The organism is Phycicoccus jejuensis, assembly GCF_044797865.1.
GTDB classification, from domain to species: domain Bacteria; phylum Actinomycetota; class Actinomycetes; order Actinomycetales; family Dermatophilaceae; genus Phycicoccus; species Phycicoccus jejuensis.
This window is the reverse complement of sequence record NZ_CP085209.1, coordinates 4,120,496-4,135,496: the sequence shown is the minus strand read 5'-3', so window position 1 is coordinate 4,135,496 and position 15,001 is coordinate 4,120,496. Positions and strand designations below refer to the sequence as shown.

Genomic DNA, 15,001 nt, shown 5'->3' with positions numbered 1-15,001 from the left:
TGCGTCTCACCCCTCGGGGCCGGCCTCGTGGACCGTGCGCGGCATGACGAAGGACGCGAGGAGCATCGTCACCGAGACCGCCGCGGCGGCGACGAAGACGGCCCCGAGCGCCGGGGCGAGGACGCCCGACGGCAGCGACTCGAGGTCGCTCGGGGTGCTCCCGAGGCGGTCGCGGACGACCGTGTTGGCCACCGCGCCGAAGGCCGCGACGCCGACCGCGCTGCCGACGGAGCGCGCGAAGATCGACGCGCTCGTGGCGACCCCGCGCTGGTGCCACGGCACGGCCGACTGGGCGGCGACGAGGGACGGGCTCGCGACGTAGCCGAAGCCCAGGCCGAGGACGAGGCAGGCGGCGGCCAGCTGCCACACCGAGCTGTCCGGGCCGACGGTCAGCAGCAGCGCCGACCCGGCGACCGCGAGGACCGAGCCGATGAGCATCGTCGCGCGGAAGCCCAGGCGCAGGTAGAGGCGTCCGGACGTCGACGCGGCGACCGGCCAGCCGAGCGTCATCGCGGCGAGCGCGAACCCGGCGACGATGGCGCCCGCGCCGAGAACGCCCTGCGCGTAGAGGGGGACGTAGGAGGTGAGGCCGAGCAGCATGACGCCGACGACGAGCGAGACGAGCATCGCGCCGCCGACGACCCGGTCGCGGAAGACCCACAGGGGGAGCACCGGCTCGGCCGCGTTGCGCTCGACGACGACGAAGGCGGCGAGGACCACGGCGGCGCCGACGAACAGCCCGATGCTCACCGGCGAGCCCCACGACCAGAGGACGCCGCCCTCGAGCAGCCCGACGAGGAGGGCCACGGTGCCGACGAGGAGCAGCAGGGAGCCCGCCCAGTCGATGCGCGGGCGCGCGGTGACGGGTCGCGGCGACTCGCTGAAGCGGCGCCAGAGCATCCAGCCGGCGGCCGCGCCGAGCGGGAGGTTGACGAAGAAGATCCACCGCCACGAGAGCGCCTCGGAGAAGAACCCGCCGAGGGTCGGGCCGACGAGCGAGCTGACCGCCCACACCGAGGCGACGTACCCCTGGACGGTCGCGCGCTCGGCAACGGAGTAGATGTCGCCGATGATCGTCATCCCGATCGGCTGGATGGCCCCGGCGCCGAGGCCCTGGACGGCCCGGAAGGCGACGAGCGAGCCCATCGACCAGGCGACGCCGCACAGCAGCGAGCCGACGACGAAGAGCACGACCCCGACGAGCATGACGTTCTTGCGCCCGAGGAGGTCGGCGACCTTGCCGTAGACCGGCACCGACACGGCCTGCGCGAGGACGTAGATCGAGAACAGCCACGGGAACTGCGAGAGGCCGCCGAGGTCGCCGACGACGGCGGGCACGGCGGTCGCGAGGATCGTCGAGTCGATGGCCACGAGGCCGGTCGAGAGCATGACGCCGAGGAGGACCGGCCCCCGCTCGGAGCGCAGGCCGACGGCCGAGCGGGGGACGCGGGTGGCGGAGGAGGACGTCACCGGAGGGCCAACCCGTCGCCGGGCGGTGACATTCCGGGGTCCGGACGTGGTCCCACCTGCGGAGACGGCGCGGGCGGGGCTAGCGTGCCGCCGTGAGCACCCCGACCGACGTCGAGCGCCGGGTCCTCGACGCCCTCGACGAGGACGCCCTCGTCACCTCGCTGGTCGACCTCGTGCGCGTGCCGAGCGTCACCGGGAGCGGGGCCGAGTCCGAGGCGCAGCACCTGCTCGCCGGATGGTTCGAGCGCGCCGGGCTCGAGGTCGACCTCTGGTCGGAGGACCTGCCCGCGCTGCTCGCCGCCCCCGGCTTCCCCGGCCTGGAGGCGCCGCGCTCCGAGGCCTGGGGCCTGGTCGGGACGACACCAGGGACCGGCGTGCCGGGGCTCGTGCTCAACGGGCACGTCGACGTCGTGCCGGTCGGCGACCCCGGCGCCTGGCGCGACGACCCGTTCGGGGCGGTCGTGCGCGACGGTCGGCTGCACGGGCGCGGCGCGTGCGACATGAAGGCCGGGCTCGTCGCGAACCTCGCGGTGGCGGCGGCGCTGCACCGCTCCGGGGTTCGCCTGGAGCGCCGGCTCGCGGTGCACTCGGTCGTCGGTGAGGAGGACGGCGGGCTCGGCGCCTTCGCGACGCTGCGGCGCGGGCACACGGGGGATGCGGTCGTCATCACCGAGCCGACCGGCGGCCGGTTGCTCACCGCGAACGCCGGCGCGCTGACCTTCCGGCTCGAGGTCGGCGGGCTCGCGGCCCACGGCAGCACGCGGCTCGAGGGGGTCTCGGCCCTCGACACCTTCGGGGTCGTCCACGACGCCCTGCGCCGCCTCGAGGCCGAGCGCAACCGCGACGCCGACGCGCTCTTCGCGGGGTCGCGCCTGCCGTACGCGTTGTCGGTCGGCACGGTGCGGGCGGGCGACTGGGCGAGCAGCGTGCCCGACCTGCTGGTCGCCGAGGGCCGCTACGGCGTGGCGCTCGGCGAGGACCCGCAGGCCGCCCGCGACACCTTCGAGCGGTGCGTGGCCGAGGCGGCCGCCGGCGACCCGTGGCTGCGGGAGCATGCGCCCGTCGTCACCTGGCCCGGCGGGGCGTTCGCGTCCGGGCGGCTGCCGGCGGGCCATCCGCTGGCCGACGAGGTGGCGGACGCCGCCGAGGCCGTCGGGGCGGTGCGACCCGTGGCCGGTGGTGCCCCCTACGGCTCGGACCTGCGCCTCTACGCGGCGGCCGGGGTGCCGACGCTCCAGTACGGCCCCGGCGACGTCCGGCTCGCGCACTCGCCGCGGGAGTCGGTCGACCTCGGCGAGCTCGTCGAGGTCACCCGCGCGCTCTGCGTCCTCGCCGTCCGTCGCCTCACCACCCCCGCCTGACGTCCCGCGAACGTGTGTGAAATCGCCGGGGACCACCGGCGGTGACACACGCGTTCGCGACAGGACCGGCCGCGTCCGGGGGGTTCCGCCCGGGGCGCGTGCCGCCTAGCGTGGGTCCGGTCAGCATCGTCGCGACGAGAGGCCCCGCCATGCCCCTGGAGAACCCGTTCTACACGCCCGAGATGCAGGGGCCGTACGAGCTGCGGTCGATCGGCCGCTTCGAGCTCGAGGAGGGCGGCGTCATCCCCGACCTCCAGCTGGCCGTCGCGACCTTCGGTGAGCTCAACGAGGCGCGGGACAACGCGATCCTCGTGCCGACGTGGTTCTCCGGGACGCACGCGACGTGGTGGCAGGTCTACATCGGCGAGGGGCGCGCCCTGGACCCGACGACGTGGTTCATCGCCGTCGTCAACCAGATCGGCAACGGCCTCTCGACCTCGCCGCACACCACCGACGACCCGTCCATCGCGATGTCGCGCTTCCCGCAGGTGCGCATCGGCGACGACGTCCGTGCGCAGGAGCAGTTGATGCGCGAGCACTACGGCGTCGAGCGGTTCGCCCTCGTCGTCGGTGGCTCGATGGGCGCCCAGCAGACGTGGGAGTGGGCCGTTCGCTACCCCGACAAGGTGCTGCGGGCCGCGCCGATCGCCGGAACGGCGCAGAACACGCCGCACGACGCGCTCTTCACCCAGACGCTCATGGACGCCATCACCTCCGACCCCGGCTGGAACGGCGGCGAGTACGCCTCGCACGAGGAGGTGCGCGACGGCCTGACCCGGCACGCCGACATCTGGGCGACGATGGGGCTGACGACCGACTTCTGGAAGACGGAGTTCTGGAAGGGCATCCCGCCGATCGCCGAGGGCCTGGAGTTCTCGACCTACGAGGAGTTCCAGCAGAACTTCACGCGGACCCTCTTCACGATGATGGACCCGAACGCGCTGCTGTCGATGGGCTGGAAGTGGCAGCGCGGCGACGTCGCCCGCAACGCCGACGGCGACCTCGCGGCGGCGCTCGCGCGCGTCACGGCGAAGGTCTTCGTCATGCCGATCGAGCAGGACATGTTCTTCCCGCCGCGCGACTGCGAGCCCGAGGCCGCGATGACGCCGGGCGCGGAGGTGCGGATGCTGCACAGCATCGCCGGCCACTTCGGGCTGTTCGGCTTCGAGCAGTCCTATCTGGACGAGGTCGACGCCCACCTGCGCGAGCTCCTCGACACCCCCGTCTGACCCGCCCTCTCTCACCGCGAACGCGTGTGAAACCGCCGGTGATCCCCGGCGGTTTCACACACGTTCGCGGGTGAGGTGGGGGTCAGCGGTCGTCGGTGTCGTCGTCGTCGCCGGTGTCGTCGTCGCCGTCGGGCGGGGGGTTGCGCGGGGTGTCGCCGAGCCGGGCCGCGAGGAACGGCAGGGTGAACCAGAGGACGACGAGGACGGCCAGCACCGACCCGCCGCCGACCAGGGCCGGCCGGGTGCCGAGCGTGATGTCGACGACGAGCAGCACGACCCCGCTCACCGTGAGCCCGAGCATCGCGAGCCCGGCGATGGCGAACCGGTTGGCCGACTCGACGAGGAGCTCGCGCCGCCGCTGCCGGAAGAGCATCCGGTGGAAGGCGACCGGGGCGACGACCAGCCCGGTCGTCAGCACCGACCCCGCGAGAACGGCGAGGTACGTCGTGCGCTGGAAACCCGTCAGCTGGTCGAAGCGCGCCGAGAACGGCACGGTGAGCAGGAACCCCGTGAGGATCTGGACGCCGGTCTGCGTGACCCGGATCTCCTGGAGCAGCTCGTCCCAGTTGCGCGCCAGGGTGCGCCGCGACGGCGTCGCGTCGCGTCCGCCACGACCGTGTCCGCTCCCCATCGACCACTCCCTCGCTCGGCGGCCCCTCAGCCTAGGACCTGGGGGATGGGAGAGTGGGGGGATGAGCCACGCCGAGGTGACGATCGACGGACTGCCCGAGCACTACCTCACCCGACGGCCGGAGGCGGACGACGCGCCCGCCGTCACGGCCCTCCTCGCCGCGCACCAGCAGGCGGCCAAGGGCTCCGCCGGCGCCGACCCGGAGGCGGTCGTCGTCCAGCTGGCCGGCACCGGCTCGTGGACGCGTCGCCAGGTGCTCGTCGAGGACGGCGACGGCCGGCTGCTCGCCTGGCTGTCGGTGCACGACCGCGCCGCGGGGCGCACGCTCGTCGAGGTCACCGTCGCGCCCGACCACGACGCGGCCGACGAGCTGGCCGGCCACCTGTTCGCCGCCGGCGAGCGCTACGCCCGCGACATCGGCCGGATGCGCGGGCTGCGCACGACGCTGCTCGACTCCGGCGCCTACGCCGACGACCCCCGCCAGCAGCGCTGGCTCACCGCGGCCGGCTACCGGCACACGCGCACCTGGCTGCAGATGACCCGCCCCGTGTCCTCCGAGGAGGCGAGCAGCCTGCCCGGGCCGCGCGAGGGCGTCACCGTGCGCCCGGTCGACCGCCACGACGACGGCCTGCCGCTCGCGCAGGACCTGCAGGCCGTGCACCGGGTGCTCGAGGAGTCCTTCCAGGACCACTTCAGCTCCTACCGCGAGAGCTTCCCCGAGTTCGTCATGCGGTTGCGCGAGGACCCGGGGCACCGCTGGGACCACTGGTGGCTCGCCACGGTCGAGGGTCCGGACGGGCCGGTGCCGGCCGGTGCCGTCGTCTCGTCGGTGCTGCGCCCGGACGCCGACGGCATCCCCGGCAGCTACGTCGACTACATCGGGGTGCACCGCGACGCGCGCGGCCGCGGCGTGGCCAAGGCACTCCTGCACCAGGTGATCGGCGACGCGGCGCGCCGGGGCCGCAACCGGGTCGGGCTCGAGGTCGACGCCGACAGCCCGACGGGCGCCGACGGCCTCTACTCCTCGATGGGCTGGGTCACCGACTACCGGACGCAGTCCTGGCACCAGGACCTCGACCTCTGACGCGTCGGGGTGGCGCGCCGCGACGCGCCACCGTGACCCGCCCCCTCAGCGGGCGACGTCGACGACGAGCCGCGTCGGGTTCGACAGCACCGAGACCTTGAACGGTCGCTGGCCGCCGGTCAGGCCGATGAACGACTGCCCGACACCCTCGAAGCCGCCCCAGATGGCCGGTGCGGCCGCGATCCCGGTGCCCTCCAGCGTCTCCGGCAGGGGGTCGTCGGCGGTCGGGGCCGACTCGCCGGGCATGTCGACCGTCGAGACGAGCACCTCGAGCCAGACGTCCCCGGCCACGTCCTTGCGCTCGCCGCTGCCGTCCTGGATCGGCTCGTCGACGTAGCGGACGCGGTAGCTCGGCGCCCCGTCGCGGGCGAACTGGTACACGACGCGGTCGTAGGAGCCGTGGCCGCCGACGCGCGACTCGATGCCGATGCCGACCCGTCCGCCGAGGGCGGGCCAGTCGACGGTCGACTGCTCGTCGAGCGAGAACCCGGCGGGAAGCGAGGCGGATGCGCTCGGCGAGGAGCTCTCGGACGGCGAGCTGCTCGCCGAGGCGGAGTCCGTGGGGGAGGACGAGGTGCTCGCCGTCGGGGCGGCCGAGGACGACGTGGGAGACGGGTCGTCCGGGCCGGAGGAGCAGCCCGCGACGGCGGCCAGCGCGAGCACGCTCACCCCCACGCCGAGGGTGCGGACGGTCGGTGTGCGGCGTCGTGTCGTCATGGCGCCTCCCTTCACGCTCCCATCGTCCTCGACGGCAGGGTCCCCGCGTGGGACCTTCGCACCTTTGGCCCGGGTCGGGGCTCAGCGCACCGTGATCCGTGCGCCGTGTCGCGGGATGCTCGTGATGTTCCGCACCCGCGGACCCTCCGCGGCCACCGACTCGACGTCGTACGCGACGAGCACCTCCCGCAGCACCGCGACGGCCTCCATCAGCGAGAACGACGCCCCGATGCACCGGCGGGCGCCGCCGCCGAAGGGGATCCACGTGTGCGGTGCGGGCTGACCGCCGACGAACCGGTCGGGCCGGAACGCCGCCGGGTCGGGATGGCTCGCCGCGCGCCGGTGCGCGAGGATCACCGACGCGCCGACGGTCGCGCCGGCCGGCAGGTCGACACCACCGATGCGCGCCGGCTCGCGCAGCACGCGCACGACCATCGGGATGACCGGGTGCAGCCGCATCGCCTCCTTGACGAAGGCCTCGAGCAGGTCGTCGTCCCCGGTGCGGGCCGCCTCGCGGGCGCGCGCCCGCAGCCCCGGGTGCAGGCCGATCTCGTGGAGGGTCCAGGCCAGCGCGGTGGCCGTCGTCTCGTGGCCGGCGAGGAGCAGGGTGACGAGCTGGTCGCGCAGCTCGGCGTCGGTCAGGCGCTCGCCGTCGACCTCGACGCGCAGCAGCGTCGAGAGCACGTCGGTGCGCAGGGCGAGGTCGGGGCTCGTGCGCCGCTCGGCGATCTCCTCGTGGAGCAGGGCGTCGAGGGCGCGGGTGCGCTCGACCGCCCTCCGCCACATCCCGACCCGGCGCAGCCGGGGGATCGCCCAGCCGAGGAACACGAGCGGGCTGACGTCGACGAGCTCGCCGACCAGCGGCCGCAGCCGCGCGAGCCGGCTCTCGTCGGTGACCCCGAAGACCACCCGGAGGATGACCTCGAGCGTCACGGCGTTCATCCGGTCGAGGACGGCGAACGGGACGCCGGGGGCCCACGCGCCGACCTCGGTCTTGGCCAGGCCCGTCACGAGGTCGGCGTACCCGCGCAGCGCCCGCCCGGAGAAGGCCGGCGTGAGGAGGCGGCGGACGCGCCGGTGCCCCTCGCCGTCGACGAGCAGGACCGAGTGCTCGCCCATGACCGGCCCGAGGATGGCGTTGGCCTCGCCGGCCCGGAAGGTGGCGGGGTCGCCGGCGAAGACGTCGCGGACGGCGTCGGGCTCGCTGACGAGGACGATGTTGCGGCCGCGCGGGAAGAGCCGGACGGTCACGACCTCCCCGTACCGGCGATGCAGCCAGGGCACCCAGCGGTGGCGGAAGCGCATCATCCCGACGCTCTGGACCAGCCGGGGCAGCCGCGGGCCGGGGGGCAGGAGGGCGGGGTCGGCCGGTGGGGTGCGTCGGGCCGCGCGGGCGTCGTCCATGGGGGTCCTCCTCCCGCTGCCGAGGCTAGCGCCGACGACCGCGGCGCGGGGGGAGGTCGACGTACCCTGACGCCATGGGTCGACGGGTCGCCCTGGCGCTCGGCGCCGGCGGAGCACGCGGGTACGCGCACATCGGCGCGCTGCAGGTCATCGAGGAGCGCGGGTTCGAGGTGGTCGCCGTCGCGGGCACCTCGATGGGCGCGCTCGTCGGGGGCCTCGCCGCGGCCGGGCGCCTGGACGCCTACACGGCGTGGGTCACCGGCCTCACGCAGTACGACGTGTGGCGGCTGCTCGACATGAACCTCGGTGGGGGAGGGGCGATCCGGGCCGAGCGGATCTTCGCCAAGGTCGGCGAGATCCTCGACGGCACGCTCATCGAGGACTGCGCCATCCCCTTCACCGCCGTCGCGACCGACCTCAACCATCGCCGCGAGGTGTGGTTCCAGCGCGGGTCGATGGCCACGGCGATCCGCGCGTCGGTGGCCATCCCGAGCCTCGTGACGCCGATCGTCGTCGACGGCCGGCTGCTCGTCGACGGCGGCCTCATGAACCCCGTACCCATCGAGCCGACCGCCGCCGTGATGTCCGACCTCACCGTCGCGGTCAGCCTGCAGGCCGGGCACAGCACCGGGATGCCGGTCGCGCCGGTGCGCTCGCCGGGCGTCACGAGCACGGTGGCCGGGTCGGTCCGGTCGCTGACCCACCGCGTGTCGGCGCTCATGGGGGGCGGGTCGCACGACACGACGACCGACGCCCCGGCCCGTGACGACGTCGCCGAGGACGTCGCACCGGTCACCGAGGGCGGCTCCCCCGCGGTGCCCTCGGCGCCCGGTTACACCTCGGCGCCCAAGGACCTCGCGTCGATGGAGATCTTCAACCGCTCGTTCGACACGATGGCGGCGCTCATCACCCGCTACCGGATGGCCAGCAACCCGCCGGACGTGCTCGTCTCGGTGCCCTCGGACGCCTGCCGGACGATGGACTTCCACCGGGCGTCCGAGATGATCGCGCTCGGCCGCGAGCTGACCGAGCGGGCCCTCGACGAGGCCGGGTACTGACGGACCCGGTGCGCGCCGCGCGGCGTCAGCCGGCGGCGACGATCGCGTCGACCCGCTCGGGGGCGTAGAGGCGGTCGGCCACGGCCGCGGCGAGCCCGTGCAGCCCGGCGAGGTCGCCTTGGCTCGAGGGCAGGATCGTCAGGCGGCGGGTGGCCAGCGGGAGGGAACGCGCGTAGACGGACTCGCGGATCCCGGCGAAGAGGTGGTCGGCGGCGGCCGCGAGGTCGCCCCCGATGACGACGACCTCGGGGTTGAGGAGGCTGACGGCGTCGGACAGGGCGATCCCGATGAAGCGGCCCGCCCGCCGCGACAGCGCGGTGGCGCTCGGGTCCCCGGCCTTGACGAGCGCGACGACCTCGGGCACGGACGAGACGTCGTGGCCGGCCGCGCGCAGGTCGCGGATGAGCGCCCAGCCGCCGGCGTAGGCCTCGATGCACCCGGTGTTGCCGCAGCGGCAGGCGGGCGCCGGACCCTCGTCCGGCGCGGTGACCTGGATGTGGCCGATGTCGCCCGCGGCGCCGTCGAAGCCGCGGTACACCGAGCCGCCGATGACCAGGCCCGCGCCGACACCGGTCGCCAGCTTGAGCAGGAGCATCGACGAGCGGTCGGCGTGGGCGGAGCGGTGCTCGCCGACGGCCATCGCGTTGGCGTCGTTCTCGACGACGACCGGGCAGGGCAGGTGCTCGGCGAACCAGTCGCGGATGGGAAAGCGGTCCCAGCCGGTCATGATCGGCGGGCTGACGACCGTGCCGGCGTCCCCGTCGACCGGCCCGGGCAGGGCCAGGCCCACGCCGTGCACCTCGGCCCGGGTGACGCCCACGCGGCGCAGGGCGTCGTCGAGGTGGCCGAGGACCTCGGTGAGCCAGGGCTCGGGCCCGATCCCGACGGGGAGGTCGTGCCGCTGCTGGTGCAGGATGCGCCCGCCGAGGTCGGTGACGGCGACGCGGACCCCGGTGGCCCCCGCGTCGGCGAGCGCGAGGACGCCGCCCTCCTCGCGGAAGCGGAAGCGGGTCGGGGGGCGTCCCCTGGTCGTCGCGACGGGGGTCACCTCGGCGAGCAGGCCGGCGTCGACGAGGGCGTCGAGGCGCGCGGCGACGGTGGAGCGGGAGGTGCCGGTCAGCTCGACGAGCTCGGCCCGGGTCAGCTCGCCGTGCGCCCGGACGAGGGCGAGGACCTGGCCGGGGGAGCCGGGGGCGGCCGCGGGGCGCACCGGGCGACCGAGGAGGGCCACGGGGCCCGCGGGCTCGGTCGTCGTGGACATCGCTGCTCCTGCCGTCGCTCACGGGCCCGGTCCGGGGGACCGGCGACGAGGGGCCTCGTCGCGCCGTGGTTATTTCTACCAGAGTGCAGGATCTTTTTGCTTGACACAAGTCATAAATAGGTGATCAACTGTCAAAAGTCGCCGGACGCCCCCACGCCGGCCCGCTCAACGAAGAGAGGCTCCCCCATGGCCCGTGCACGCACCGCCGCCCGCCAGCTCGTCCTCGTCGCCACGGTCGGAGGCCTCGGTCTCGCGCTCACCGCGTGCGGCGGCTCCTCCACCGCCTCGGGCTCCGGCTCCGACGGCTCGTCCGCCGCCACCACCGGCAAGGTGGCCGCGGTCATCAAGGGCCTGGACAACCCGTTCTTCCAGACGATGGAGAAGGGCATCCAGGACCAGGCGAGCGCCGACGGCACCGACGTGACCATCCAGGCCGCCGCCGCCATCACCGACACCAGCGGCCAGGCCGACAAGCTGACCGGGCTCGCCGGCCAGGACTACAAGTGCTTCGTCGTCAACCCGATCTCCGGCACCAACCTCGTCCAGGGCATCGCGCAGATCGCGGCCAAGGACGTCCCGATCGTCAACATCGACAGCCCGGTCGAGGCGGACGCCGCCAAGGCCGCGGGCGCGAAGATCGCGACCTACATCGGCACCGACAACAACGCCGCCGGGCAGCTCGCCGGGAAGCAGATGGGCACCCTCCTGCCGGACGGCGGCGCGGTCGCCCTCGTCGGCGGGATCTCCGGTGACGTCACGAGCGGCGCGCGGCTCGACGGCTTCACCGCCGGCAAGCCGGCCAACGTCAGCATCGTCCAGACCGTCGCCGCCGACTGGGACCGCCAGACCGCGCTGACCAAGGCGACCGACATCATGCGCGCCAACCCCGACCTCAAGGGCTTCTTCGCCGCCAACGACGACATGGGCCTGGGCATCGCCCGCGCGATCGCCCACGCCGGCAAGACCGGGCAGATCAAGGTCATCAGCGTCGACGGCAACAAGGACGCGTTCGAGGCGATCAAGAGCGGCGGCATCGACGCCGTCGTCGCCCAGTTCCCCTACGTCGTCGGCAAGATGGGCCTCGAGGCCTGCGAGGCCGCGATGAAGGGCAAGACGCTGCCCGAGAAGGTCGACGCGCCGGTCCAGGTCGTCACCAAGGACACCGTCGACGCCGCGCTCTCGGCCGCCCCCAAGCCGGGCGAGGCGTACGACGACCCGTTCGCGGAGCTCCTCAAGTGACGGCCCCGACCGTGACCCCCGCCCCGTCGTCCACCGCCCCCTCGTCCGCCCCGCCGGCGGACGAGGCGGGCCCCCGCCCCCGCACCGGATGGCGCGACGTCGCGAACTGGGCCGACTGGGCCGCGCTCGTCGGGCTCGTCGTCCTCGTCGTCGTCTTCCAGGCGCTCAACCCGACCTTCCTCAGCGCGGGCAACATCCAGTCGATGCTCGTCGCGGCCGCGATCCTCGTCGTCCTCGCCGTGGGCCAGACCTTCGTCGTCGCGACGAGCGGCATCGACCTCTCGATCGCGTCGACGATGACCCTCGCGGCCGTCGTCCTCGGGATCGTCTTCACCTCCGGCGCCGGCCTGCTGCCCGCGGTCGTCGCGGCCGTCGTCGCCGGCGGCCTCGTCGGGCTCGCGAACGGCCTGCTCGTCGCCCGCGGAAAGATCACCGACTTCATCGTCACCCTCGGGTCGCTCTCCGCGGCCTCCGGGCTGGCCCTGGTCCTCTCCGACGGCAAGCCGGCGACGATCATCAGCGCGCCGCTGCTGCGCCTGTCGACCGGGTCGGTCGGGATCATCGGCTACTCGGTGGTCGTCGCGGCGGCGATCGCCGTCGTCGCGCACGTGGTCCTCTTCCACACGCGGTTCGGTACCCACGTGCTCGCGACCGGGGGCAACGCCGAGGCGGCCAACGCCACCGGCGTGCGCACCGCCCGGGTCAAGACGGCGGTCTACGTCATCGCCGGCCTGCTCGCCGGGGTCGGGGCCGTGCTCCTCGTGGCCCGCGTCGGCGCCGCCGAGCCCGCGGCCAACACCGCCTTCCTGCTCAACAGCGTCGCCGCGGTCGTCCTCGGCGGGGTCAGCCTCTTCGGCGGACGGGCCACGGTGCTCGGGCCGGTCATCGGCGCGCTCCTGCTCACGGCGCTCGTCAACGGCCTGACCCTGCTCGGGGTCTCGCAGTTCTACCAGCCCCTGTCCGTCGGCGTCGTCGTCGTCGCGGCGGCCTTCCTCACGAGGTTCCAGAAGTGACCAGCACCCAGACCGCGGGGACGCCCCTCGCCCATGACGTCCCCTCCGACGCGCTCCTCGACGTCCGCGACATCAGCCTCTCGTTCGGGCAGGTCCGCGCGCTGCGCGACGTGACGATGCACGCCCGCCGGGGCGAAGTCACCGCGATCGTCGGCGACAACGGCGCCGGCAAGAGCACGCTCATCCGCTGCATCAGCGGGATCCACCGCCCCGACGCCGGCACCATCCGGTTCGACGGCGCGGCCACCGGCTTCCGCTCGCCCGAGGACGCCCGCGAGGCCGGCATCGAGACCGTCCACCAGAACCTCGCGCTCGTCGAGGACCTCACGGTGTGGCAGAACCTCTACCTCAACCGCGAGCTGACCCGCGGGGTCGGGCCGTTCCGCGTCCTCGACCGGAAGGCGATGCGCGCCGGCGCGGCCGAGAAGGTCTCCGGCCTCGCGGTCAACGTCCCCGCGGTCGGCTCGCGGGTGCGGCGCCTCAGCGGTGGGCAGCGGCAGGCGGTGGCCATTTGCCGGGCCGCCGGGTTCGCCTCGAAGCTCATCATCATGGACGAGCCGACGGCCGCCCTCGGTGTCCAGGAGACCGCCAAGGTCGAGCGGCTCGTCGAGGACCTGCGCGGGCAGGGCCACGCGATCGTCCTCATCAGCCACAACTTCGCCCAGGTGCTGCGGCTCAGCGACGCCGTCTGGGTCATGCGGGCCGGGCGCTGCGTCGCCGGCCGCCGCACCGCGCAGACCGACGGCGACGAGATCGTCGGCCTCATCACCGGCGCCCGCCCGGGCGACCACGAGGCCGTGCCCGCCGGCGCGGCCTCCCCGACGGAAGGACCCACCCCGTGACCGCGAACCCCCTCGGCATCCACGCCCTCGTCTGGGTCGGTGACACCTCCCCGGAGTCCGTCGCCGCCGCCGTCGAGCGCACCGCCGCGACCGGCTTCGACCTCCTCGAGTTCTCGCTGCACGACTCGGTCAACCTCGACCGCGCCGCCACCCGGGCGGCCCTCGAGGCCCACGGGCTGCAGGCCGCCTGCTCGCGGGGGCTCGCGCCGGATGCCGACGTCTCGAGCGAGGACCCGGCCGTCGTCTCCCGCGGCGCCGAGCTGCTCCAGGAGTCGCTCGCGGTGACGGCCGACATCGGCGGCACCGTCCTGACCGGTGCGCTGTACAGCGCCTTCGGCAAGGCGGCCGCGCCGCTCACCGCGAAGGGCCGGGCCAACGTCGTCGCCGTCCTCAAGGGCCTCGCCGTCGACGCGGCCGCACGCGGCGTCACGCTCGGGCTCGAGGTGTGCAACCGTTACGAGACCAACGTCGTCAACACCGCACGCGACGCGGTACGCCTCGCCGACGACATCGGCGCGGACAACGTCGTGGTGCACCTGGACACGTACCACATGAACATCGAGGAGGACTCGATGAGCGACCCCGTGCGCGAGGTCGGCGACCGCCTCGGCTACGTCCACGTCGGCGAGAACCACCGCGGCTACCTCGGCTCCGGCCACCTCGACTTCGAGGGCTTCTTCGGGGCCCTCGCCGACATCGGGTACCGCGGCCCGGTGACCTTCGAGTCGTTCTCGTCGGCCGTGCTCGCCCCGGGGCTGAGCAACGACCTGGCCATCTGGCGCAACCTCTGGTCCGACGGCACCGACCTCGCGCGGGAGGCGCACGGCTTCCTCACGGCGGGCCTGGACCGGGCCCACGCCGCCGTCGCGCGATGATGGGCCGATGAGCGCCGGCCCCCGACCGTCCGACACCGCCCCCGAGGGTCTCGGCGAGCTCGCCGACCTCGCCGAGACCCTGGTCGGGTCGGCCGGTGACGGACGCGCGCTGCTCGGCGTCGCCGGCGTGCCGGGGGCGGGCAAGTCGACGCTCGCGGAGGCGCTCGTCGCCGAGCTCGCCCGACGGCACGGGGACGGCTGGGTGGCCCAGGTGCCGATGGACGGCTACCACCTCGCGGACGTGCAGCTCGAGCGGCTCGGCCTGCGCGACCGCAAGGGCGCCCCGGCCACGTTCGACGCGCTCGGCTACGCGGCGCTGCTGCGCCGCCTGCGGGAGGACCCCGAGCGCGACGTCTACGCGCCGGGGTTCGAGCGGGTGCTGGAGCAGCCGATCGCCGGCGCGGTCGTCGTGCGCGGCGGGACGCGGCTCGTCGTCACCGAGGGCAACTACCTGCTGCTGGAGGGGGACTGGCGCGAGGCGCGCGAGGCCCTCGACGCCGTCTGGTTCGTCGACGGGGACGACGCCGTCCGGCGCCGCCGGCTGCTGGCCCGGCACGTCGAGTTCGGCAAGACGCCGGAGGAGGCCGCGGCCTGGGTGGCGGCGGTGGACGACCGCAACGCCGAGCTCGTGCGCGAGCGGGCCGGGGCGGCCGACCGCGTCGTACTCGTCACCGACGGCGGCTGGGAGCTCGCGCGCGGCTGACCCTCGCTCGCGTCGCCCCATCTGTTGCCAGCAAAAACTTTGACCGACAGGCGAATTCGCCTTCTCGAACCCTTGTTCGAACGGCCCCGCGGCGGTAGGCTGGGACCACGAGGG

14 protein-coding genes are annotated in these 15,001 nt (G+C 74.4%); 9 read left to right on the top strand and 5 right to left on the bottom strand.

Annotation, left to right across the window (positions count from 1 at the left end):
* Positions 1 to 6: 6 nt before the first annotated feature.
* Entirely contained in the window at positions 7 to 1,470 is a 1,464-nt protein-coding gene (locus LG324_RS19720; protein WP_404350630.1) for an MDR family MFS transporter, read from the bottom strand.
* 92 nt (positions 1,471 to 1,562) lie between these two features.
* On the opposite strand from LG324_RS19720, the gene LG324_RS19715 reads away from it, so the two are divergent.
* On the top strand, positions 1,563 to 2,831 hold the full coding sequence (locus LG324_RS19715; RefSeq protein ID WP_404350628.1) for an ArgE/DapE family deacylase: 1,269 nt from the start codon (positions 1,563 to 1,565) through the stop codon (positions 2,829 to 2,831).
* Positions 2,832 to 2,980: 149 nt separating this feature from the next.
* Positions 2,981 to 4,060, top strand: a complete 1,080-nt coding sequence (locus LG324_RS19710; RefSeq protein WP_404350626.1) for an alpha/beta fold hydrolase — start codon at positions 2,981 to 2,983, stop codon at positions 4,058 to 4,060.
* Positions 4,061 to 4,142: 82 nt separating this feature from the next.
* On the opposite strand, the gene LG324_RS19705 is transcribed toward LG324_RS19710, so the two are convergent.
* Positions 4,143 to 4,691, bottom strand: coding sequence for a DUF6328 family protein (locus LG324_RS19705; RefSeq protein WP_404350624.1), 549 nt, complete (start codon positions 4,689 to 4,691; stop codon positions 4,143 to 4,145).
* Positions 4,692 to 4,752: 61 nt separating this feature from the next.
* Between LG324_RS19705 and LG324_RS19700 the strand changes: the two genes are divergently transcribed.
* Positions 4,753 to 5,775 carry a GNAT family N-acetyltransferase gene (locus LG324_RS19700; protein WP_404350622.1) on the top strand — a complete coding sequence of 341 codons (1,023 nt, stop codon included), beginning with the start codon at positions 4,753 to 4,755 and terminating at the stop codon, positions 5,773 to 5,775.
* Positions 5,776 to 5,820: 45 nt separating this feature from the next.
* Here LG324_RS19700 and LG324_RS19695 read toward each other — a convergent pair whose 3' ends face one another.
* Positions 5,821 to 6,492, bottom strand: coding sequence for a hypothetical protein (locus LG324_RS19695; RefSeq protein WP_404350620.1), 672 nt, complete (start codon positions 6,490 to 6,492; stop codon positions 5,821 to 5,823).
* A gap of 81 nt (positions 6,493 to 6,573) precedes the next feature.
* Entirely contained in the window at positions 6,574 to 7,896 is a 1,323-nt protein-coding gene (locus LG324_RS19690; protein ID WP_404350618.1) for a cytochrome P450, read from the bottom strand.
* 74 nt (positions 7,897 to 7,970) lie between these two features.
* On the opposite strand from LG324_RS19690, the gene LG324_RS19685 reads away from it, so the two are divergent.
* The gene (locus LG324_RS19685; RefSeq protein ID WP_404350616.1) at positions 7,971 to 8,954 is read left to right on the top strand and encodes a patatin-like phospholipase family protein; all 984 of its coding nucleotides are present in this window, start codon (positions 7,971 to 7,973) and stop codon (positions 8,952 to 8,954) included.
* Positions 8,955 to 8,979: 25 nt separating this feature from the next.
* On the opposite strand, the gene LG324_RS19680 is transcribed toward LG324_RS19685, so the two are convergent.
* Positions 8,980 to 10,215, bottom strand: coding sequence for an ROK family protein (locus LG324_RS19680; protein WP_404350614.1), 1,236 nt, complete (start codon positions 10,213 to 10,215; stop codon positions 8,980 to 8,982).
* Between the two features lie 186 nt (positions 10,216 to 10,401).
* On the opposite strand from LG324_RS19680, the gene LG324_RS19675 reads away from it, so the two are divergent.
* Genes LG324_RS19675 through LG324_RS19655 form a run of 5 tightly spaced genes read left to right on the top strand, consistent with a single transcriptional unit; the run spans position 10,402 to position 14,887 of the window.
* On the top strand, positions 10,402 to 11,454 hold the full coding sequence (locus LG324_RS19675; RefSeq protein ID WP_404350612.1) for a substrate-binding domain-containing protein: 1,053 nt from the start codon (positions 10,402 to 10,404) through the stop codon (positions 11,452 to 11,454).
* Positions 11,455 to 11,465: 11 nt separating this feature from the next.
* Entirely contained in the window at positions 11,466 to 12,467 is a 1,002-nt protein-coding gene (locus LG324_RS19670) for an ABC transporter permease (RefSeq protein WP_207022277.1), read from the top strand.
* Complete coding sequence (locus LG324_RS19665) at positions 12,464 to 13,309, top strand: ATP-binding cassette domain-containing protein (protein ID WP_404350609.1); 846 nt, start codon at positions 12,464 to 12,466, stop codon at positions 13,307 to 13,309. The genes LG324_RS19670 and LG324_RS19665 overlap by 4 nt, the downstream gene beginning before the upstream one ends.
* Complete coding sequence (locus LG324_RS19660) at positions 13,306 to 14,184, top strand: sugar phosphate isomerase/epimerase family protein (protein WP_404350607.1); 879 nt, start codon at positions 13,306 to 13,308, stop codon at positions 14,182 to 14,184. Before LG324_RS19665 ends, LG324_RS19660 begins: the two co-directional genes overlap by 4 nt.
* A 7-nt stretch (positions 14,185 to 14,191) precedes the next feature.
* Positions 14,192 to 14,887, top strand: a complete 696-nt coding sequence (locus LG324_RS19655; RefSeq protein WP_404350605.1) for a nucleoside/nucleotide kinase family protein — start codon at positions 14,192 to 14,194, stop codon at positions 14,885 to 14,887.
* Positions 14,888 to 15,001 lie beyond the last annotated feature (114 nt).